Origin of the sequence: Sinorhizobium sp. RAC02, assembly GCF_001713395.1 — a bacterium.
GTDB lineage: Bacteria > Pseudomonadota > Alphaproteobacteria > Rhizobiales > Rhizobiaceae > Shinella.
In genome coordinates, this window is sequence record NZ_CP016451.1 from 105,696 (window position 1) to 125,023 (window position 19,328).

At 59.7% G+C, this 19,328-nt stretch carries 20 protein-coding genes and 1 pseudogene; 13 read left to right on the plus strand and 8 right to left on the minus strand.

The annotated features are described in order from the left end of the window. The first annotated feature begins 97 nt into the window (after window positions 1-97). Window positions 98-1,009 (plus strand): LysR family transcriptional regulator, encoded by a 912-nt coding sequence (locus BSY16_RS20345; RefSeq protein WP_069061731.1) that lies wholly within the window; start codon window positions 98-100, stop codon window positions 1,007-1,009. A 241-nt stretch (window positions 1,010-1,250) separates the two neighbouring features. On the opposite strand, the gene BSY16_RS20350 is transcribed toward BSY16_RS20345, so the two are convergent. Both BSY16_RS20350 and BSY16_RS20355 read right to left on the minus strand, forming a co-directional pair. Further along, window positions 1,251-2,237: an NAD(P)H-quinone oxidoreductase gene (locus tag BSY16_RS20350; RefSeq protein WP_069061732.1), complete on the minus strand. Its 987-nt coding sequence runs from the start codon at window positions 2,235-2,237 to the stop codon at window positions 1,251-1,253. 15 nt (window positions 2,238-2,252) lie between these two features. Further along, window positions 2,253-2,789, minus strand: coding sequence for a hypothetical protein (locus tag BSY16_RS20355; RefSeq protein WP_069061733.1), 537 nt, complete (start codon window positions 2,787-2,789; stop codon window positions 2,253-2,255). 118 nt (window positions 2,790-2,907) lie between these two features. Between BSY16_RS20355 and BSY16_RS31480 the strand changes: the two genes are divergently transcribed. Continuing rightward, complete coding sequence (locus BSY16_RS31480) at window positions 2,908-3,822, plus strand: LysR family transcriptional regulator (RefSeq protein WP_083243025.1); 915 nt, start codon at window positions 2,908-2,910, stop codon at window positions 3,820-3,822. Window positions 3,823-3,958: 136 nt separating this feature from the next. Here the strand turns inward: BSY16_RS31480 and BSY16_RS20365 are convergent. The 3 genes and pseudogenes from BSY16_RS20365 to BSY16_RS20380 all read right to left on the minus strand — a co-directional run. Then, window positions 3,959-4,180, minus strand: a pseudogene (locus BSY16_RS20365) (transposase); the annotation flags it as partial. Window positions 4,181-4,526: 346 nt separating this feature from the next. Continuing rightward, entirely contained in the window at window positions 4,527-5,276 is a 750-nt protein-coding gene (locus BSY16_RS20375) for a pirin family protein (RefSeq protein WP_062609425.1), read from the minus strand. A gap of 71 nt (window positions 5,277-5,347) precedes the next feature. Continuing rightward, window positions 5,348-5,923: an isochorismatase family protein gene (locus BSY16_RS20380; protein ID WP_062594212.1), complete on the minus strand. Its 576-nt coding sequence runs from the start codon at window positions 5,921-5,923 to the stop codon at window positions 5,348-5,350. A gap of 139 nt (window positions 5,924-6,062) precedes the next feature. Between BSY16_RS20380 and BSY16_RS20385 the strand changes: the two genes are divergently transcribed. Further along, window positions 6,063-6,953 (plus strand): LysR family transcriptional regulator, encoded by an 891-nt coding sequence (locus BSY16_RS20385; RefSeq protein ID WP_062609427.1) that lies wholly within the window; start codon window positions 6,063-6,065, stop codon window positions 6,951-6,953. Here the strand turns inward: BSY16_RS20385 and BSY16_RS20390 are convergent. After that, window positions 6,950-7,279: a winged helix-turn-helix transcriptional regulator gene (locus BSY16_RS20390; protein WP_062609429.1), complete on the minus strand. Its 330-nt coding sequence runs from the start codon at window positions 7,277-7,279 to the stop codon at window positions 6,950-6,952. The genes BSY16_RS20385 and BSY16_RS20390 overlap by 4 nt on opposite strands. Window positions 7,280-7,385: 106 nt before the next feature. Here BSY16_RS20390 and BSY16_RS20395 point away from each other — a divergent pair, with 106 nt between their 5' ends. Further along, entirely contained in the window at window positions 7,386-8,372 is a 987-nt protein-coding gene (locus tag BSY16_RS20395; protein ID WP_062609435.1) for an NADPH:quinone reductase, read from the plus strand. A 45-nt stretch (window positions 8,373-8,417) separates the two neighbouring features. Here the strand turns inward: BSY16_RS20395 and BSY16_RS20400 are convergent, their stop codons facing one another. Beyond that, entirely contained in the window at window positions 8,418-9,833 is a 1,416-nt protein-coding gene (locus BSY16_RS20400) for an aldehyde dehydrogenase family protein (protein WP_062609446.1), read from the minus strand. Between the two features lie 95 nt (window positions 9,834-9,928). Here BSY16_RS20400 and BSY16_RS20405 point away from each other — a divergent pair, with 95 nt between their 5' ends. The 8 genes from BSY16_RS20405 to BSY16_RS20440 all read left to right on the plus strand — a co-directional run bounded on the left by BSY16_RS20405 (window position 9,929) and on the right by BSY16_RS20440 (window position 17,463). Further along, window positions 9,929-10,852: a LysR family transcriptional regulator gene (locus BSY16_RS20405; RefSeq protein ID WP_069061737.1), complete on the plus strand. Its 924-nt coding sequence runs from the start codon at window positions 9,929-9,931 to the stop codon at window positions 10,850-10,852. Window positions 10,853-11,074: 222 nt separating this feature from the next. Continuing rightward, window positions 11,075-11,686 carry a glutathione S-transferase family protein gene (locus BSY16_RS20410; protein ID WP_069061738.1) on the plus strand — a complete coding sequence of 204 codons (612 nt, stop codon included), beginning with the start codon at window positions 11,075-11,077 and terminating at the stop codon, window positions 11,684-11,686. 59 nt (window positions 11,687-11,745) lie between these two features. Then, on the plus strand, window positions 11,746-13,803 hold the full coding sequence (locus BSY16_RS20415) for a 2Fe-2S iron-sulfur cluster-binding protein (RefSeq protein WP_069061739.1): 2,058 nt from the start codon (window positions 11,746-11,748) through the stop codon (window positions 13,801-13,803). 124 nt (window positions 13,804-13,927) lie between these two features. After that, window positions 13,928-14,476: a carboxymuconolactone decarboxylase family protein gene (locus BSY16_RS20420; RefSeq protein ID WP_062609458.1), complete on the plus strand. Its 549-nt coding sequence runs from the start codon at window positions 13,928-13,930 to the stop codon at window positions 14,474-14,476. 75 nt (window positions 14,477-14,551) lie between these two features. Beyond that, the gene (locus BSY16_RS20425; RefSeq protein WP_062609460.1) at window positions 14,552-15,016 is read left to right on the plus strand and encodes a nuclear transport factor 2 family protein; all 465 of its coding nucleotides are present in this window, start codon (window positions 14,552-14,554) and stop codon (window positions 15,014-15,016) included. A 23-nt stretch (window positions 15,017-15,039) separates the two neighbouring features. Further along, complete coding sequence (locus BSY16_RS20430) at window positions 15,040-15,345, plus strand: hypothetical protein (RefSeq protein ID WP_062609462.1); 306 nt, start codon at window positions 15,040-15,042, stop codon at window positions 15,343-15,345. Between the two features lie 72 nt (window positions 15,346-15,417). Beyond that, entirely contained in the window at window positions 15,418-16,308 is an 891-nt protein-coding gene (locus BSY16_RS20435; protein WP_062609464.1) for a LysR family transcriptional regulator, read from the plus strand. 183 nt (window positions 16,309-16,491) lie between these two features. Further along, window positions 16,492-17,463, plus strand: a complete 972-nt coding sequence (locus BSY16_RS20440) for an alpha/beta fold hydrolase (protein ID WP_069061740.1) — start codon at window positions 16,492-16,494, stop codon at window positions 17,461-17,463. 283 nt (window positions 17,464-17,746) lie between these two features. Here the strand turns inward: BSY16_RS20440 and BSY16_RS20445 are convergent, their stop codons facing one another. Continuing rightward, complete coding sequence (locus BSY16_RS20445) at window positions 17,747-18,391, minus strand: TetR/AcrR family transcriptional regulator (protein WP_069061741.1); 645 nt, start codon at window positions 18,389-18,391, stop codon at window positions 17,747-17,749. Between the two features lie 88 nt (window positions 18,392-18,479). Here BSY16_RS20445 and BSY16_RS20450 point away from each other — a divergent pair, with 88 nt between their 5' ends. Next, entirely contained in the window at window positions 18,480-19,253 is a 774-nt protein-coding gene (locus BSY16_RS20450; protein WP_069061742.1) for an SDR family oxidoreductase, read from the plus strand. Window positions 19,254-19,328: the final 75 nt, after the last annotated feature.

Here is a 19,328-nt window from a genome sequence, read left to right on the forward strand (position 1 = left end):
TACGTAATATCCTTAAGAACTGGACAGGCAACCAAAACCGGCCTAAGCTTTCGGCATAACGCCTATTCCAAATGGTATGGGGCAGAGGGGGAGCAGGATGGACGTCGTTTCAGCGCTGAGGACATTCTTGCGCGTGGCCGAGACAGGGTCATTCTCTGCGGCGGCGCTGGATCGCGGCCTGACCCAGCCGGCGGTGTCGCGGCAGGTCTCGTCGCTTGAGGAACACTACAGCACACGGCTGTTCCATCGCTCGACCAACGCCCTTTCCCTCACCGTCGAGGGCGAGCAGATGATTTCGATGGCGCAGACAGTTATCGATGCGGTGGATGCGCTGGGCGAAGCCGCGTCGGCTGAGGGCATGGCTTTCGGAAAAGTCAGGATTAGCCTGCCGGCGGCGCTCGGTCTCTACATCAGCGATCGGCTTCCCGCCTTCTTGGCGAGCCGTCCCGGTCTGTCCGTCGATATCGTCTTTTGCGAACAGTCTTCGGACCTGGTCGGCGAGGGGATCGATCTCGAAGTGCGCCTCGGCGAGGTGTCCGACAGCAGTCTGATCTGTCGCCGGATCGGCTGGACGACAGCCTTCCTTGTTGCCGCGCCCAGCTACATCCAGAGGCGGGGTATGCCCAGCCATCTGCTTGAGATCCCCGACCATGATTGCATCTGCTACAATCGTGGCGGTGAGGAGCGGTCCTGGAGTTTTTTGAATGGCACTAACATCGAAAGGGTCAAGGTCGCCCCGAGGATGATCTTCAACAATACCGGAGCGGTGCATCGCGCCGTTCTCGCCGGCGGTGGACTGGCGGTGCTGTCTCACATTCTTGGCGGCGATGACATCGCTGCGGGACGCTTGGTCAAGGTGATGCCGGCCTTTCCGCCCGTGCGGTTGCCGATCACCATTGTCTACGCCTCACGCCGCAATCTTCCGATGCGTGTCCGTGCTGTTCTGGATTTCCTGGTCGGTGCCGTTGGTGAGGATGTATTGATGGGTACGGCCGAGGCGTCTGCTTGACCTCACGGCAGACCGGTCAAGGCTGACTAACCGCGATGTGGGATCAGCTTGACGGCGGGCCGTGGCGATACGTTTTTCCAAGACGGGGTACGAAAATCGCCGAAGCCGAGTCTCTACCCGCGCGATGGCTCTGGCACAAAAGATGCGCCGAAGATGAGAGCGTGGAATTCTCCTTGAAATCGCCTCGAACGAGGGTCGCCGCTTCAGGTTCCTTCAAAAGCAATGAACAAAGTTTTCGACATCACTCATGGAAATCGCCAAGAACGATTTTGCCGAACACACCGCCGGCTTCCATCCGGCGATGCGCATCCGATGTAGCTGAGAGAGGATACAGTGCTCCGACAACGGGCTGAAGTTCTTTGCCCATCATTGGCAGCACATCGTCCCTGAACCGGCGGATCATCGCTCTTTTTTCTGATCGAGATCTGGATTTCATGACCGTCCCCAGCAGTTGCAGATGACTGTGAAGAACAGTCCCGAGAGGAATGATGGCATCGTCATCGCGGCCTAACAGGCCGACCTGCACAAGCCGGCCACCAGGCGCAAGACTTCGAATATTGCGGGCGAGATAGGACCCGCCGACAAAGTCGATGATCAGATCGGCACCACGTGAGGCAGTCACGTCGATGATCTCAGCCTCGAAGTCGACGCGCTTGTAATCGAAGACGGCATCGGCGCCGAGGGCGAGTACGTTTTCGACGTTGTTTCCGGATGCAGTGGCCAGCACAGTGGCTCCGACGGCTTTTGCAAGTTGGACAGCAGCCGATCCGATACCGCCTGCAGCAGAATGGATGAGAACGATCTCTCCCTCCGCGACCCGCCCGAGATGTGCCAGCGCCTCCCAGGCTGTCACAAAGCTCTCCATGACTGCGGCTGCGTCCGTGAACGACATGCCGGCCGGGATGGCTGTCGCCATTCCGCTGTCGAGGCGCGCATACTGGGCATAGGCGCCGCCACCGACGATCCCCATGACGCGATCGCCAACAGCAAAACCGCTAACTGCGTTTCCCATGGCTATCACCTCTCCTGCGACCTCAAGGCCGAGAATGTCACTGTCGCCATAGCTCTGCGAGCCATAGACGCCTTCCCGTTGAAGAAGGTCGGCGCGGTTGAGACCTGCCGCCATGACCTTCACCAGAAGGTCGTCGGGACGCACTTCAGGCATGGGTGCTTCGGCAAGCCCAAGAACATCCGCGCTTCCGAATTCATCAAAGACGATCGCTTTCATCGCATGGTTCCTCCCTTACTTCGAAAGCGCGCGCCGGGCGATGCTGGCAGCGAACAGTGGCGTTTCGCGGCTGTTGTGGTCACCGCCTGCGGCCTGACGGGCGGCTGCAGCATCTTCGTAAGCGACCCCATGGTCTTCGATGAACCTCATGAACGCATCGGTTGGATGCGCTGTGACCTTGTTGGTGTAGCGGGTCCTGCTGTCGTCGATCTTCTCGGCGATCAGTTCCCAAACGACATTGACCTGAGTTCTGCCATTGGCTGTGAAGACATCCGAGATTGAGTTCATCCGGCAATAGGTTGGTTCGGCGACCTCGGCGACATAGTGCTGCACTACGAGGCCCGAGCCAATCTGTTCGACATTAATCGACATGCGACGGCCGTCGTCTGTCCAGGTGACGCCGGCCGCGATGTGGTCGGGCGGGCAGCAGCGAAGATATTCCGCTTCAGGCAGGTTGAAGAGCCAATCGGCGATGTCGATCTTTTCGAGCGGAACGCCGATCTCGGCGGAGTAGGCGGATTGGGAGAGAATTGTATCAAGGACCTTGACCATGGGTGTGTTCCTTCTGTTTGGTGAGCAAAACTGCCCGTTGACGAGAAGGAATGTGCTTCTGATGACCTTGGATGATAACCAACTGAATGGTCGGAACGGTTTTGCGTCGTAGGCAAAGATGAGGGATCCACGCTTTGCCGAACATCTGGCGGTTTACGTGGACGTCGTCCGCGCCGGCAGCTTTTCAGCTGCGTCCAGGCGTCGGGCTGTCACTCCCTCGGCTGTTGTGCGACAGATCGATGCGCTCGAGCAGGATCTGGGGGTGGCTCTCCTTGTCCGCTCGACACGGGCACTGTCGTTAACGGACGCGGGCCGTCATCTCTTCGAGCGTGCGCAGCGCCTGCTCGACGATCTGGCCGATACGCATGCCGAGGTGACGGCTTTCGATAGTGAAGTCAGTGGCACTTTGCGTATCGCCTGCTTCCCGACCTTCGGAAAGCGGTATGTCATTCCTGTCTTGGCATCGCTTGCACGGCAATATCCAGGCTTGCATGTCGAGCTGGACTTGACCGAACGACTGGCCGACCCGGTCGCGGAGCGACTTGATTTGGTGGTGAGAATGGGGGAACTGCCGGACAGCACGTTGATCGCAACGAAACTGGCACCCCTCGATCGCATACTTGTGGCAAGCCCTGCCTATCTTGAGCATCACGGCGTACCGGAAAGCGAAGACGAGCTTCGCAATCATCGCCTTCTCGACAAGCTCCATGGCAACGATCTTCTTGAGTGGTCCAGCATTCTTGGCGCGCCGACAGGGGAGGCGTGTGAGCGCGTTGTATTCCGATCCGATGATTTTGAAGCGCTGAACGGGGCCGCATTGTCCGGGATGGGTGTGGCGTTTCTGCCGAGCTGGGTTTCGGGGCCTTCTGTGAAGGCGGGTGATCTTGTACGCCTAGCGCTATCGGGCGAAAGGTGGAATGAAGCGGCCACCGGAATATATCTTCTACGCGCGCTTCAGGTGCCATCTGCCAAGGTCAAGGCATTCACACTAGCGTTGAAAGATCACATTGGGACGCCACCGTGCTGGAGCTGAGAGGCGTACAGGCGAGAAAAGCGATCGTGTCCCTCGGCGTGGTGTAGCTTTCGACATCCACGGCGTATTCCGGGCTTGGCCGGAGTGAGCATCAGCGTGCCACAGCAGGCAAGCTGATGAGCGGAACATCGCTCATTTATCCGATGGTTTCTAGCGTCATGTATCGAGCCCGTTGAACGGCCCACTCATCGTTCTGTTCTCGCAGCAACGCACAGACGAGCAGGATGATCGCGTCCTCGTTGGGAAATGTGCCGACGACCTCTGTGCGTCGCTTGATCTCGCCGTTGAGGCGCTCGATGGGATTGGTCGAATGCAGTTTCGCCCAATGCTGCTTGGGAAAGCTCATGTAACCGCTTACATTGGGCGACACTTGTGCCCGAAACCAAATCTTCTCAGCGCATCCTTGTTCGCGACCTTGCCCAAATGGCGGAAAGGATTGTGAGCGAGGCTGATGTCCTTGTTGCAGAGTTGGCAGACGGGGGGATCAATCATCCCATCCTGGGCGCAATTCGCAAGGTCATCGCAAGCCGGGCTGGTTCGTTGCAGAGAGTCACGGAGCAGGTGTCTTAAGTATTTGAATGGTCTCGGATGTCCAACGATTTGTCCTTCGACCAACGGGTCAGTGGTTCCAATCCTTTCAAGAGCAAGGAGAAACAGGATGATGTTCTCTCCACGCCGATATTCATCAATGCGTCATTTCCAGTTTATCCGATGCGTTTCTGGTTCCCGCTGAACATGCCGCCACGAAATACCTCGGGTTCAGGATCGAACACGAACAGAACGACATCTGAACCCGCCCTGGCAGTGAGCTGATGATCCAGCGAGCGCGAGAACGCGCTCTCGCCGGTTGCGATCATGACATCGCCAAAATCTATCGCCCCGTCGAAGACATAGAGCAGAAATGCCGTCCGGGGATCGGCCGCGGCGGGCAGGCTCAGCTGGGTACCATTCGTGATGCGCGCATCGAACACGCGGACATCGGATCGCACGGTCAGCGGCGCCTCCTGGGGCCCGGCAATCAATCGCCACTCGTTGTCACTGTTCGCGTCAACGAAATCACGAAACTGCACCATCGGCTCAAGATCGGGAGCGTTGGGCCGCAGGAAGATTTGCAGCGCTCGAACCGGGCTGTTCCCGAGCATCAGCTCTTCGTGCTGGAAGGTATGGCCGGCATTCATCATCATGAAGTGCGTCTTGTCGAGCTTCTTCTCGTTTCCGACCGTATCGCGGTGAAGCATCTCGCCGCCGCGGATGTAGGTCAGGATCTCGTCGTCCTTGTGCGGGTGCATGCCAATGAGGTGACCGGGTTGCACCTGGGCGCGATCGATCCTGCCGATCGGACCGATCCCGCTATCATCGGCCGTTAGGGTGAGACCCGGATACAGGATTTCGACGCCGAAGCCTTGGCTTATGTTCCCGCGCATCCGGCCTGCCGAGATTTTGGTGATCGTCATTGGAGTTTTTCCTTCCATCTCGGGCGCGGGCGATTGTCGCCCGCGCCGATGAACTCAATATCGTTCCGACATCAGTGATAGTTCAGGATGCCGACCAGCTTCTGGCCAAGCGGGCTTGTCCAGTCGACGGCAAGCTCGGAGATGATCTGGTCGACGGTGGTGATGATGGCTCCGGCCTTTTCCATGCGGCGCAGAGCCAGGTCGTCGCCGTACTTGGTGTAGGAGGCGGAAGCGTCCGCCGAGACCTGCACCTCGTAGCCTTCGTCGAGCATCTGCAGGACCGGGAAGGTGACGCAGATTTCCGTCGTCACGCCGGCGACAAACAGCTTCTTGCGGCCGGTCGCCTTGACCGCCTGGTTGAAGCCGTCATGGTGCATTGCGTTGACAATACCGGGGCGCTTGATCCGGGCGTCAAAGGCCTCGGGCAGGATTTCCTTGAGTTCTGGCAGCAGCGGCCCCTGGATCTGGTCTTCCATGCTGGATGTCAGGATGGTCGGGATGTTGGCGGCCTTGGCGATGCGGGCGAGCTTCAGCGCGTTCTGCTTGACCAGGTTGATATCGTGCGAGTGGGTCCAGGCCATCGTGCCGATCTGATGGTCGATCAGCAGCATTGCGGAATTTTCGGGGGTGAATACTTGGCTGTGCATTGTCGTGTTCCTTTTTTTGTCGGCGGCGGGTTGGTGAAGTTCGTTTCGATCCGCTCGATGACTGGAATTTAGCGTTGCGATGAATGGCACGGTAGCTCTATGGTTTGCCACTCTGTAGAACGGAAAATGGAACGCAAGAATGATCAGCTTCGAGGACATGCAGATCTTCGTTGAGGTCGCAGACGGCGGCGGGATTACCGTTGCGGCACGGCGTCTGGGGCTACCGAAATCGATCGTCAGCCGGCGGCTCGTCCGCCTCGAGAGCGAGCTCGGCGTTCAGCTTCTGGCGCGGACGACCAGAGGGGCATCACTCACAGAAGCCGGTGTTTCCTTCCGCGAGCATGCTGCCCGCATGTGCCTGGAAATGGACGTCGCTCGCGAAGAAATGCTGCCGACCGGAGAGCTGCGGGGACGATTGCGCGTGGCGGTTCCTTCGTCCTTCGGTCCCGGACACTTCGCGCCGGCGCTGGCCGAGCTTGCCCGCCTCCATCCGCTCCTGCAGCTCCACGCGCACTACAGCGACCGGTACGTTGATCTGGTCGCGGAAGGGTTCGATTGCGGGATACGGGTCGGTTACCTGCAGGACTCGAACCTGACGGCGCGCAAGATCGGCGCCTTTGCGGCGGGGCTGTTCGCCAATCCGGACTACCTGAGTGCCCACGGCGTCCCGAAGAAGCCCTCGGACCTGCTCGAACATCAGGCCATCCTTCAAGGGACCGAAAGCTGGAAGGTGTCGGACGGCAGTAGGACGGTTGTCGTCAACGGGCAGGGAAGGTTCAAGGCAGACAGCGCCGTGGGCATCGCCGAAGGGACGGCGGCCGGGCTGGGCGTTGCGGCCCTTCCTGTCGTGATCGCGCAAAGCTACGTGACAGCGGGCACGCTCGTGCCGATCATGGCGGAATACAGTCTGCCGGAGATCGGCGTTTACATCGTGCGGCCGCCGGGATCGCACGTCTCGCGGAAGGTCAGGGTGCTGATCGATTTCTTTGTAGAGCGCTTCTCGGCGAGCGCCAGACGAGACGCGACCTAGCGCTGCGCCTCGCTCCTCCGCTCCTGAAACGCGACGCCCCAGTCTCGCATGGCGATCAACACAGGCGCGAGTGTCTGGCCGAACGGTGTAAGCGAATACTCCACGCGCGGCGGGACTTCAGCGAAGACTTCGCGGGCGACAATCCCGTCGGCCTCAAGCTCCCGGAGCTGCATCGTCAACGATCGCTGGCTCGGATCGCCGACCAGGCGACGCAGTTCCCCGAACCGGCGCGGCCCGTCCAACAGCCGGTAGATGATCATCGGCTTCCACTTGCCGCCCGTCACATCGACGGTGGTCTCGACGGGACACTTCTGGCGGAGGCTCATCCTGGTCTCCAATGGTGTACTTTCTATCCCTATAGGCAGAACTGTTGCCTACTTGCAAGATCGCCTGTGGCGCGCGTAGTTGGAACGAGTTGATTGGAGGTGTGTCATGCGCGCTGCGTTTTACGAGAAACAAGGAGCTGCGAGAGAGGTGCTTGTTGTCGGTGACCTGCCCTATCCACAGCCGGGCGCCGGTGAGGTCCGGGTGAGGGTGATCGCCTCGGGTATCAATCCTTCCGACATCAAGACGAGAACCGGCTTCGGCGGCAAGGCCATGCCATTCCCACGGATCGTGCCACATCAGGACGGCGCGGGCGTGATTGATGCCGTCGGCGCGGGCATTCGCGAGACGCGCATCGGCGAGAGGGTCTGGATCTACATGGCGCAATGGGGCCGTGCGTTCGGGACTGCGGCGGAATACGTTGTCGTACCTTCCGTGCAGGCCGTCACGCTTGCCGACAACGTGTCCTTTGAGATCGGAGCATCGCTCGGCGTTCCGGCGATGACGGCGCATCGCTGCCTGTTCGCCGATGGAGACCTGCGCGGCAAGCGGGTTCTGGTGCAGGGTGGTGCCGGCGCGGTCGGCAATGCGGCGATCCTGCTTGCAAAATGGGCAGGCGCGTGGGTGGCGGCGACAGTCAGCCGCGAGGAGCAGGCGGAGGTCGCGCGAGTGGCTGGAGCCGATCGTGTCATCAACAGGCGCCAGGAGGACGTCCCGCAGGCCATACGATCGGCGACGGGCGGCCGTGGTGTCGATCGTATCGTGGATGTCGATATCTCCGCCAACATCGAAGTGGCGCTCGCCTGTCTCGCTCGCGACGGCGTCGTCTCGGCCTATTCGACGGAATCACCGGAGGCTAAGCTCACAATCCCGTTCTTCCCGGCGCTGCTTGGAGGCTTCTCATTCCGTTTCGTCTACGTGTACACCATGCCGGAAGCGGCGATGCGTCAGGCAACCGAGGAGATTTCAGCCTGCGCCGCGTCGGGGGCATACGTTCCGCAGATTGCGAAAACATATGCCCTTGATGCAGTGGCCGATGCGCACGAGTTCCAGGAGAGCGGCAAGGCTGTCGGCAAGATGCTGGTCCGCTTGTGAAGCGCGTGACGCGCGAAGTTCACGCTCCGCTCGTCACGCCTATCATTACGCGATTATAGCCTTTGGTTCCAGAAATGCCTCGAGGCCAAACACGCCGTATTCACGACCAATCCCTGACTGCTTGAAGCCACCAAAGGGCGCGAGCGGTTCATGCGGTGCGCCGTTTATCACCACGCGACCGCTCTCCAGTCGATCCGCAACCGCCTGCATGTGTGCGGCGTCGGAGCCATGCAGATAGGCCTGAAGGCCATACGGGGTGTCGTTTGCGATGGAGATGGCCTCATCCTCGTCGCGGTAGGCGATGACCGACAGGACCGGTCCGAAGATCTCCTCGCGCGCGATCCGCATCTGGTTGTCCACGCCTAAAAAGATTGTCGGCTTTGTAAACCAGCCACGATCCAGACCGGCGGGCCGCCCCCGGCCCCCCGTCAGGAGACGGGCGCCTTCCTGCGTTCCCAGTTCGATGTAGGACTGGACACGATCGTACTGCTTGCGGCTGACCATTGGTCCGATCATCGCGTCCGGATCGTCGGGGGCGCCGACCTTGAATGTCTCGATCTCCTGCTTCAGTCGGACCAGGACGTCATCGAGCAACTGATTCGGAACCAGAATACGGGTACCGGCAATGCAGGCCTGGCCACTGTTGATGAAACCCATCCGCAAGACGGCGGGGATAACCAGATCTAGATCGGCATCGTCGAGAATGATGTTTGGACCCTTGCCGCCAAGTTCCAGGGTTACGCGCTTGAAGGTATCCGCCGCGTTGCGCAGGATTTCGCGGCCGACCGCGGTGGAGCCCGTGAAGGTCACTTTCGCGATATCCGGATGCCGGCTGAGTTCCGCGCCGACGACATTGCCATAGCCATTGATGATGTTGAACACGCCATTCGGCAGGCCCGCCTCATGCAGGCACTCCGTCAGGATCTGCGTCTGGATCGCGCTCATCTCGCTTGGCTTGATGACGATGGTCGAACCGGCGGCGATGGTGGTTGCGAGCTTCGAGGTGATGAAGCCGATATTGCTGTTCCAGGGCGTGATGGCCGCGGCGACGCCAGACGGCTGCATGATGACGCGGGCGCGGCCCATTTGGCGCTCGAATTCGTAGTCCTCCAGAACAGACGCCATGGTGAGAAAGCTCGAAGCAGCATGAGGAATAGCAAAGCGCGTGAAGGTCTGCGGAGCGCCATATTCGAGCGACATCGCTTCGGTGAGATCGGTAACGCGCGCGGCGACCGCGGCGTTTAATCGCTTCAGCATATCGATGCGCTCGGCCTTCGACGTGCGTGAGAACGCGGGGAAGGCGCGCTTCGCAGCGGCGACAGCGTCCCGCGCATCGTCGACGCCGGCAAGCCGGACCGTACCGATCCTCTCTTCAGTGGACGGATTATGAAGATCGCCCGTTTCGGTGCCCTTCGGTGTGACGAACTGACCGTCGATATAGATCTTGTCGATGTTGCGCATGTCTAACTCCTTTCGACTGTCAGGCTTATCTGGCATTTCAGGACTGTCCTGATAAGCTGGCCAAAATCGTTCAGCCTGATAAGGGATTACGGACAATGATGCGTGGCTCGCTCGCCGAACTCGAAGCAGTTCTCGCGGTGTCTTCCAGAGGCGGGTTTCGGGCCGCAGCGCGAGAGCTTGGGATCTCGTCCTCCTCGCTCAGCCAGCAGATCGCTACGCTGGAAGCGCGCATGGGCGTCAGATTGTTCAATCGCTCCACACGGAGCGTCGTCCTTTCCGCCGCCGGCGAGCAATTCGTGGCGAGCGTCGGCCCGGCGCTGGAGGCCATTCGCAACGCCGTTGAGCATGTCGACGAGCATCGTGTGGAAGCCACCGGTACCCTGCGCATCAACACGTCGGTCGGCGCAACCCGCATGATCCTGACGCCGCTGATCCTGGAATACATGCGAAGGAACCCGCAGATGGCGGTGGAGATTGTCACGGAGGGGGCACTCGTCGACGTCAATGCCAAGGGTTTCGACGCCGGGATCAGAATCCGAGAGGCTGTTCCCCCCGACATGGTTGTCGTCCCGATCGGCGACAGCGTCCGTCCGGCCATCGTCGGTTCGGTCGAGTATTTCCGGCAGCATGGAAAGCCGCAGGTCCCGGCAGATCTTCAGAACCACGAGTGCATTCGGGCCAGAATGGCGAGCGGCACGCTCTATCGCTGGGAGTTCGAAAAGCGAGGGGAGAGCTTCACGCTCGACGTTCCCGGCAAGCTCACGCTCGACGACAGCGACCTGATGCTCCGGGCGGCCAGGGACGGAGCCGGACTCGCCTATCTGAATGAATGGCAGGTATCAGACGACGTCGCCGCCGGAAGGCTGGAGCAGGTCCTCGCCGACTGGACGCCGCCCTATCCGGGTCTCTGCCTTTATTATCCCGGAAGACGAAATATCCCCGCCAAATTGCGGCGGTTCGTCGATCTCATCAAGGACGTTCGGCACGGCAGCCACGTTGAGAGCCCGCCTCAAGATTAGGGAATGTCTCGCCAGGGTGTAGGTAACGCAGAGGCCTGAGCAAGGCCCAGCCGTCTATGCGTTGCTTTCAGGAATGAACTCACCGCGCGGAGCGGTTCCAAGCACTGTTGCGTCCAGCGTAACGATGCACTGTCAAACATGAGTATTCAACGCGCTGATCGCCTGTTGCATCCTTTGCGCATGGATCGGGAACGGACCCGGCCTTCAATCAGGAGCGATCACATGAAACTTTATCACCATCCGCTGTCGGGCCACGCGCACCGTGCCCGGCTGTTTCTCTCGCTGATCGGGCTCCCCCACGAGCTGGTCGAAGTCGATCTGAAAGCTGGAGCCCACAAGCAGCCAGATTTCCTCAAAATGAACCCCTTCGGGCAAGTCCCGGTGCTGGCGGATGGCGATGTCTTCATCTCTGACTCCAATGCGATCCTGGTTTACCTCGCCAAGAAGGCCGGTCAGACAGAATGGCTGCCGGAAGACGCAAAAGGCGCGGCCGAAGTCCAGCGCTGGCTTTCCGTTGCAGCCGGCGAGATCGCCTACGGACCGGCGGCTGCCCGCCTGGTGACGGTCTTCGGGGCCAAGTTCAACCCTGAAGAGGTGATCGGCCGCGCGCATACCATTCTCGGCCGGATCGAGAGCCAGCTGGAAGGGCGGGAATGGCTTGTGGGCAATCACCCGACGATCGCCGATGTCGCGATCTACAGTTACATCGCGCGCGCCCCCGAAGGCAATGTCGATCTGAGCGCCTATCCGTCCGTCAATGCTCTGCTGCGCCGGGTCGAGCAACTTCCAGGCTTCGTCGACTTCGTCAAGACGCCGGTCGGTCTTGCCGCCTAATCAACGATAGGGCGTGCGATACGTCGCGCGCCCTCCGCCTCTTTCCCTGGAGAACGCAGATGTCCGTGAACCTCTCAAAACTGCCGACGTGGCATGAAGGCGAGACCTTTATCCAGGAAAAGCTTGGCGTGAAGGAGCGCATGGCCTCAGTCGGTCAGCGTGTCATTCGCGACTACATGCCGGACCAGCACCGGGATTTCTACGCGCAATTGCCTTTCATCGTTCTTGGCAGTGTCGACCAGACCGGTGACGCCTGGGCGACTTTCGTTGAAGGCCAGCCAGGGTTCATGTCGTCGCCTTCGCCTGTTGTCCTGGACATTCTCGCACACCGTGATCCGAGCGACCCGGCAAGCGAAGGAATGGCCGACGGCTTGCCGATCGGCCTCCTCGGCATCGAGATGCACACACGTCGCCGCAACCGTATGAATGGTTTTGTTTCGACCATTGACGGCGGTGTCCGCGTCGATGTGGACCAGAGTTTCGGAAACTGTCCGCGCTACATTCAGCTGCGCGACTTCGCTTTCGAGCGTCAGCTGGGAACACCGTTCCAGGGTGAAGCGGAGGAACTGCCTGTGCTCGATGATCAGGCACGCGCGATCATCCGGGAAGCCGACGCCTTCTTCGTTGCGTCCTACGTCGATCGCGAAGACCGGCGCCAGGTGGATGTCTCCCACCGTGGCGGCAATGCCGGATTCGTTCGCGTCGGCGACGACGGCGTCCTGACGATCCCCGACTTTGATGGGAATCTCTTCTTCGCGACGCTCGGCAACATCCTGCTGAACGGAAAGGCAGGAATTCTGTTCGTGGATTTCGCAACAGGCGACATGCTGCAGATGACGGGGGAAGCCGAAGTCCTCTTCGACTCGCCCGAGATCGCCGCCTTCCAGGGCGCGGAGCGGTTCTGGACATTCAAGCCGACACGTATCATTCGTCGCCGCAATGCTCTGGCTCTAAGATGGGCGTTTCAGAAGGACGGCTGGTCGCCGAGCTCCCTGATGACAGGCAGCTGGAGCCAAGCGGTCGACCGTCTCCGTGCGACAGAGCTTGCCACAAGCTGGCGGCCAATGACCGTCACCGCGATTGTCGATGAAAGCGCGACGATCAAGTCTTTCCATCTGCAGCCCGGCGATGGCGCCGGGCTGCTCCCCCATAGGGCGGGTCAGCATCTCCCTATACGCATAAAGCTGCCCGATGAAGAAAAGCCGGTCATCCGCACCTACACACTCTCGGTCGCACCCTCCGACGCTATCTACCGCATCAGCGTCAAGCGAGACGGTCGGGTATCGCAGTTCTTGCATGATAATGCTGCCGTCGGCGATGTCATCGAGGCGCGCGCGCCTGCCGGCGGCTTCGGCATTGACGCCCACGCCACACGTCCGGCGGTTCTTCTTGCAGGTGGCATCGGCATCACGCCGCTGCTGGCGATGCTCCGTCATGTTGTTTATGAAGGGCTACGCAAGCAGCGGGTCCGTTCCGTCACGCTGTTATACGCATCCCGCACCAAAGCTGAGCGGCCGTTCGACAAAGAGATTGCCGACCTTATTGGTGCTACCAAGGGCGCCGTGCGCTTGATCAGGGTCCTTAGCGACACCACGGATGCTGAAGAGGGCAGGGATTACGACGCCGCAGGTCGGATCGATATGGCGATGCTGACGCGGTTCCTCCCCTTCAACGACTATGATTTCTATCTCTGTGGCCCCGCACAATTCACGCAAGACCTCTACGACGGGCTGCGGGCCCTCAACATTGCTGATGATCGCATCCAGGCTGAAGCCTTCGGTCCGTCGTCGCTGATCCGCACGGGGCAACCCACACCAGCAGTCGTGCCTTCTGCCTTGCAGCCGTCCGAAAAACCCGTGCCCGTCGTGTTCACGAATTCCCTGAAAGAAGCACGGTGGACATCTGGCTCCGGCACTCTCCTGGAACTCGCAGAAGCACGCGGCCTCGAGCCCGAATTCAGTTGCCGCGAAGGCAATTGCGGGACGTGCCGGACGAAGCTCGTCAAAGGTGCCGTCGCTTATGTCAAGCAGCCCACCGCGAAGATCGACGCCGACGAAGTGCTGCTCTGCTGCGCCGTTCCAGCCGAACAGGAAGGCGGCCTGCAGCTTGCTGTGTAAGCGGCGATTGCTGCGTCCAGCGCAACAGTCCCTTGTTTCCTTTCGATCTTCAGCAAATTACGCCACCCGATCATATTCAATCTCAAGAGAGCAACGTCTCTCTCAACCGAAAAAGGAGATTACAATGTCACGCATTCCTACCCCGGCCACCATCGAAGAAGCTCCGGAAGCGTCCCGTCCGATCCTCGAGACCATCCAGAAGCAGATCGGCTCCGTTCCGAACATCTTCCGGCTGGTGTCCAATAGCCCCGCCGCGTTGACGGGCCTGACCTCGCTCCAGGGCGCACTCGGCAAGGGCAAGCTGCCGCCGGCCACCCGCGAACGCATCGCGCTCGCCATGGCTGAAGCCAACGGTTGTGACTACTGCCTCTCGGCGCACACCTTCACGGGCACAAAGTTCGCCAAACTTGACGAAAGCGAAATTGCTGCCAACCGAAACGGCACGTCTAACGATCCCAAGGCGGCGGCTGCCGTCGAATTTACCCGGGCACTGACAATGGCTCGCGGGTCCGTTGCGCCAGCGGAAATCGCCAAGGTTCGCGATGCAGGCTACAGCGACGCGGAAATCGTCGAGATCATTGCCCATGTCGCCCTCAACACCTTCACGAACTATGTGAATGAGGCCCTCGACACAGAGATCGATTTTCCCCGCATCGATCGCGCGGCTGCGTGATGCCTGGCCTGGAGGCGGTGCTGGACGTACCGCCTCCCCCCTACGATTGACCATCAACCTCAGAGGAATTTTTCCATGTCTCGTCCGCCGCTTCCCCCATTCACCAGAGAGAGTGCCATCGAAAAGGTCCGCCTTGCCGAAGATGGCTGGAATAGTCGCGATGCTGCAAAGGTCGCGCTTGCCTACACGCTCGATACGCGCTGGCGCAACCGCGCCGAGTTCGCGAAGAGCCGCGCCGAGGCAGAGGCCTTCCTGACCCGCAAGTGGAACAAGGAGCTCGACTATCGCCTCATCAAGGAACTCTGGGCTTTCACCGGCAATCGTATCGCCGTCCGGTATGCCTATGAATATCGCGATGACAGCGGCCAGTGGTTCCGCGCCTATGGCAACGAGAACTGGGAATTCGCCGAGGATGGCCTGATGCGGGAACGTCATGCCAGCATCAACGAACACCCGATTGCTGAAGCCGATCGCAAGTTCCGTTGGCCGCTGGGCCGCCGGCCCGACGACCACCCCGGCCTCAGCGACTTCGGCTTTTAAGGCCTAACCCGAGGAGATGAACAATGGTCGGCTCGTCAATGGATCCACGGGCAAGACTTTCAATAGAACTGGCCCTCACAGGAACGAATGCGAACAAGCGTCTACTTGCCAAACAAGAAGAAGCCGGTCGTGCCCTCGGGATGACCGGCGCCGAGATGGATGTGGCAAGGCGCGGTTCAAGCTTCGACTTCAATACATCGATCGCCGTATCACTTGCTTTGAATGCCTGTCGCGAAACGCGCCAGCGCGCAATACGCGCTGGCATTTCCGAGGAAACCTGCGAGGAAATAGAACGCCTCGCGCTTTCTCTTCGTGCGCAGGCCGCCTGAACATGCGTTGCCTCTTGAGGCTTCGGTTCCAAGCACTTAAGGTGCTGGAAACAAACGTGATTGGGGACGCGGATGGACCGGTGGCAGGCAATGAGGATCTTTGTGAAGGTCGCCGAAACAGAGAGCTTCGCAGACACCGCTCGCCAGATGTTCATGAGCGCCCCGGCCGTCACGAGAGCGGTTGCTTCGCTCGAAGACCTGATTGGCGCGCGACTTCTTGTGCGAACCACCCGCTCGGTGAAGATGACCGAAGCGGGCGTTCGTTATTTCGAAGACTGCCGCCGGATTTTGGCCGATATCGCTGAAGCAGAGGCCGCCGCCGGCGGCTCCTATGCTACGCCGACGGGAACTCTCTCCATAACCGCGTCAGCGCTGTTCGGGCAGATGTACGTCCTCCCGATCGTGACGAGCTATCTCGACACACATTCGACGATGAAAGCCAAGACGCTTTTCATTGATCGACCGGTAAACATCGTGGAGGAAGGGATCGATGTCGCTGTGCGTATCGGCCATCTCCCGGATTCAAATCTCTCTGCCGTCAAGGTCGGAAGTGTCCGGCGCGTCATGTGCGGTTCGCCAAAGTATTTCGAGCGCTACGGCGTTCCGAAATCGCCAGACGATCTCAAAGACCACCGCATCGCTGCATCGACAGCGGCATGGGCTTCACCTGAATGGAAGTTTGCCAGCGATCTGCGGGTATCCGTGGATGCGGCTCTGCAATGCAATACCAACGAAGCAGCGATACAGTCCGCGCGTGAGGGATGGGGTCTGACCAGGGTTCTCAATTACCAGATCGGCCCAGCCCTCGTCGCTGGAGAACTCCAGATCGTTCTCAGCGAGTTCGAGGAACCAGCTTTGCCAATTCATATACTCCATCCTGAAGGACGGCATGCTCCAGCAAAGGTCCGTGCCTTCGTCGATATGGCTGCATCCAGACTACGCGAGAACCGGCTTTTGAATTGATAGTTGGCTTTCCAGAGTCAAATAGTCGGCGATCAGGTTGCTTTTGGCATGTCCATTCCATCGCATTTATATCACCTGATGAAATAATCCCTTGTCGAGTACGAGCATTCTCCCTCCAGGCCGAAAGAGCGATGGTGGCTGCAGGCAACAAGCCGCCCGCAATCACTCCTGAGGAGAACCACAATGTCTCGTACTCTCGCCGCACTGCTTCTCGCATCCGCCAGCATCTCTGCTTCCGCTCCAGCCGCGACAGCCTTCGCCGAAACAACGGTGATCACTCAGCAGGCGCCTGCAACGGTCCATTATCGCTCCATGAAAATCGATGGGGTCAACGTTTTCTATCGTGAAGCCGGCCCGGCCGACGGCCCCGTCCTCGTGCTGCTTCACGGCTTTCCGACATCGTCCCACATGTTTCGCAACCTGATCCCGTTGCTCGCAGACCGCTACCGCGTCATCGCCCCTGACTATCCGGGCTTCGGCCAGAGCGATGCGCCCGAGCACACCAAATTCGAATATTCCTTCAGCCACTATACCGATATCGTTGATACGCTGCTGTCCAAGCTCGGCGCCGCCAAATATTCCATGTATGTCATGGATTATGGCGCACCTGTCGGCTACCGGCTGGCGCTCAAGTACCCGGACCGCGTCACCGGCCTCATCGTCCAGAACGGCAATGCCTATGACGAAGGCATTCGCGATTTCTGGAATCCGATCCGCGCCTACTGGAAGTCGGGCGCGACAAAGGACCGGGAAGCGCTCTCGGTACTCGTGGCACCCGGAACGACCAAGTTCCAGTATACCGATGGTGTCAAGGACTTGACGCGCATCAGCCCCGACAACTGGGTCCATGATCAGGCTTTGCTCGATCGGCCTGGCAACAAGGATATCCAGCTCGACCTGTTCTACGACTACCGCACCAACCTGCCTCTTTATCCGCAGTTCCAGGCCTTCTTCCGCGACCGCAAGCCGCCGACGCTGATCGTCTGGGGCAAGAACGACCAGATCTTCCCTGAAGAAGGCGCGCATCCCTATCTGCGCGATCTTCCTGAGGCTGAGTTCCATCTTGTGGACACGGGACATTTCGCGCTCGAAGACAAGCTGGATGAGATGGCGCCGCTCATTCGAAGCTTCCTTGATCGCAAGGTCGCGAAGTAAAACGCCGCTGGCTTCCTGCAACTGCCGTACTGGTTGCGGGAAGCCTCACCCGTTAGTAGCCTTCGATGTTGCAGGCGTTGAGTTGTTTTTTGAACGCCTGCTGCGTCTGGTCGGGAAACCGTTGCAGACTGGATGCCATCACTAGATGCTTATGTCGGGTAGCATTATTTAAAATCAGAGGCTTAGCTGGATTGGTCGAAGCCCAGCTGTTCGATTCCTATCAAGGCGCTCATGGGCGAACCTCTGGTAAAGTTCTGCGATGCTTGCAGTCAGCACAAGCAGCTCACGTGACTTTGGCCCCAACTCCCTTTTCGGTGCTTCGTCTCCCAGGCCACGCCCTGAGTGCGAGATCGATCAGCCGCTTCAGCCGTGCATTGCAGGCGCCATCACAGGCCTGCGCCGACATGCCCTGGATAATCGCGCCATAGAATCGCGCGAGCGTATCGGTGTCGGTTTGCTCCGGCAATTCACCTTCCTCGACGGCTCGGTCGAAGCGGGCTTTGAGGATCTGCATCGACGCCTCGCGCAAGGCCGCAGTCATCCGCGCGACGGATGCATTTTCTTCCGCATGCTGCAGGACAGCCGTCGAGACCATGCAACCCCGCGGTTTATCCGGCTGGGTGTCGCCATCGGCGATATCATAGAGGTAGAGGCTCAGGGCGTCGTAGGCGGGAAGATGGGATGCTAAGATTTCCGACCGGCGGCTGTTTTCACGGGCAATGCTGAAGTCGAGCGCCTGACGGTACAATTCCTCCTTTGAGCCGAACATCGAATAGAGACTCGGCGGGTTGATCCCCATGGCCTTGGTGAGATCGGCGGTCGAGGTTCCTTCGTAGCCCCGTTCCCAGAACAGGCGAGCAGCGATATCGAGGCCCACGTCGCGATCGAGCGCGCGTGGTCTGCCTCGTTTGCGGACTGGTTGCTCCATTTAAATAGTGATCCCTATTAAAATGTTGACGAATGGATTTCAATGATTAATATAGGGTTCACTATTTAATTTAGCAACGGAGTGATCCATGACCAAGAGACTCACAGACAAGGTAGCCCTCATCACCGGAAGTTCCCGCGGTATCGGCAGGGCGGTCGCGTTGGCGTTTGCGAAGGAGGGTGCCGCACTGGTTGGCGTGCATTACACTGCCAACGCCGATGCTGCCAACAACACTGTACGCGACATCGAGGCGCTTGGTGTCAAGGCGGTCGCCGTGAAGGCCGATCTGAAACAGGGCAAGGACGCGGCCGACAGCCTCTGGGCGCAGTTCGGCGAAGCTGCGCTAAATGAAACGGGCTCGTCCGTTCTCGATATTCTGGTAAACAATGCCGGCATCGCGCCAGCATTGCCATTAAAGCAGACGAGCGAAGCCGCATTCGACGAGGTGATGACGATCAACTACAAGGCGCCGTTCTTCCTGATCCAGGCAGTGGCCGACCATATTCGTGGCAACGGCCGCATCATCAATGTCTCTACCGGGTTTACGCGGATCGCGGCGCCGACCCATCCCGCCTATGCGGCTTCCAAGGGGGCGCTGGAAACATTGACACTTGCGTTGGCACCTGAATTCGCAGCCCGGGGGATTACAGTCAATGCCGTGCTGCCGGGTGTAACCGAGACGGATATGAATGCCGAGTGGCTGGCATCGCCGGATGCGCGCGCCGGGGCCGAAGCTCTGTCGGTCTTCTCACGTGTCGGAAAGCCGGAAGACGTCGCCGACGTCATCGCCTTCCTCGCATCGAACGATGCGCGTTGGACGACGGGCCAGATGATTGATGCGACGGGCGGCGCCCGGATCTGAAGATTCCGAACGAGCTTCCAAGCAGTCATGAGGAGGCGGTTCAATTATGGCCTTAGCGAGCGCACCGCCGTCCGG

Excerpts from the sequence above, each read along its gene's own strand:
- BSY16_RS20345 (WP_069061731.1), top strand. The coding sequence starts at position 98 with ATGGACGTCGTTTCAGCGCTGAGGACATTCTTGCGCGTGGCCGAGACA.
- BSY16_RS20350 (WP_069061732.1), bottom strand. The coding sequence starts at position 2,237 with ATGAAAGCGATCGTCTTTGATGAATTCGGAAGCGCGGATGTTCTTGGG.
- BSY16_RS20355 (WP_069061733.1), bottom strand. The coding sequence starts at position 2,789 with ATGGTCAAGGTCCTTGATACAATTCTCTCCCAATCCGCCTACTCCGCC.
- BSY16_RS31480 (WP_083243025.1), top strand. The coding sequence starts at position 2,908 with ATGAGGGATCCACGCTTTGCCGAACATCTGGCGGTTTACGTGGACGTC.
- BSY16_RS20375 (WP_062609425.1), bottom strand. The coding sequence starts at position 5,276 with ATGACGATCACCAAAATCTCGGCAGGCCGGATGCGCGGGAACATAAGC.
- BSY16_RS20380 (WP_062594212.1), bottom strand. The coding sequence starts at position 5,923 with ATGCACAGCCAAGTATTCACCCCCGAAAATTCCGCAATGCTGCTGATC.
- BSY16_RS20385 (WP_062609427.1), top strand. The coding sequence starts at position 6,063 with ATGATCAGCTTCGAGGACATGCAGATCTTCGTTGAGGTCGCAGACGGC.
- BSY16_RS20390 (WP_062609429.1), bottom strand. The coding sequence starts at position 7,279 with ATGAGCCTCCGCCAGAAGTGTCCCGTCGAGACCACCGTCGATGTGACG.
- BSY16_RS20395 (WP_062609435.1), top strand. The coding sequence starts at position 7,386 with ATGCGCGCTGCGTTTTACGAGAAACAAGGAGCTGCGAGAGAGGTGCTT.
- BSY16_RS20400 (WP_062609446.1), bottom strand. The coding sequence starts at position 9,833 with ATGCGCAACATCGACAAGATCTATATCGACGGTCAGTTCGTCACACCG.
- BSY16_RS20405 (WP_069061737.1), top strand. The coding sequence starts at position 9,929 with ATGATGCGTGGCTCGCTCGCCGAACTCGAAGCAGTTCTCGCGGTGTCT.
- BSY16_RS20410 (WP_069061738.1), top strand. The coding sequence starts at position 11,075 with ATGAAACTTTATCACCATCCGCTGTCGGGCCACGCGCACCGTGCCCGG.
- BSY16_RS20415 (WP_069061739.1), top strand. The coding sequence starts at position 11,746 with ATGTCCGTGAACCTCTCAAAACTGCCGACGTGGCATGAAGGCGAGACC.
- BSY16_RS20420 (WP_062609458.1), top strand. The coding sequence starts at position 13,928 with ATGTCACGCATTCCTACCCCGGCCACCATCGAAGAAGCTCCGGAAGCG.
- BSY16_RS20425 (WP_062609460.1), top strand. The coding sequence starts at position 14,552 with ATGTCTCGTCCGCCGCTTCCCCCATTCACCAGAGAGAGTGCCATCGAA.
- BSY16_RS20430 (WP_062609462.1), top strand. The coding sequence starts at position 15,040 with ATGGTCGGCTCGTCAATGGATCCACGGGCAAGACTTTCAATAGAACTG.
- BSY16_RS20435 (WP_062609464.1), top strand. The coding sequence starts at position 15,418 with ATGGACCGGTGGCAGGCAATGAGGATCTTTGTGAAGGTCGCCGAAACA.
- BSY16_RS20440 (WP_069061740.1), top strand. The coding sequence starts at position 16,492 with ATGTCTCGTACTCTCGCCGCACTGCTTCTCGCATCCGCCAGCATCTCT.
- BSY16_RS20445 (WP_069061741.1), bottom strand. The coding sequence starts at position 18,391 with ATGGAGCAACCAGTCCGCAAACGAGGCAGACCACGCGCGCTCGATCGC.
- BSY16_RS20450 (WP_069061742.1), top strand. The coding sequence starts at position 18,480 with ATGACCAAGAGACTCACAGACAAGGTAGCCCTCATCACCGGAAGTTCC.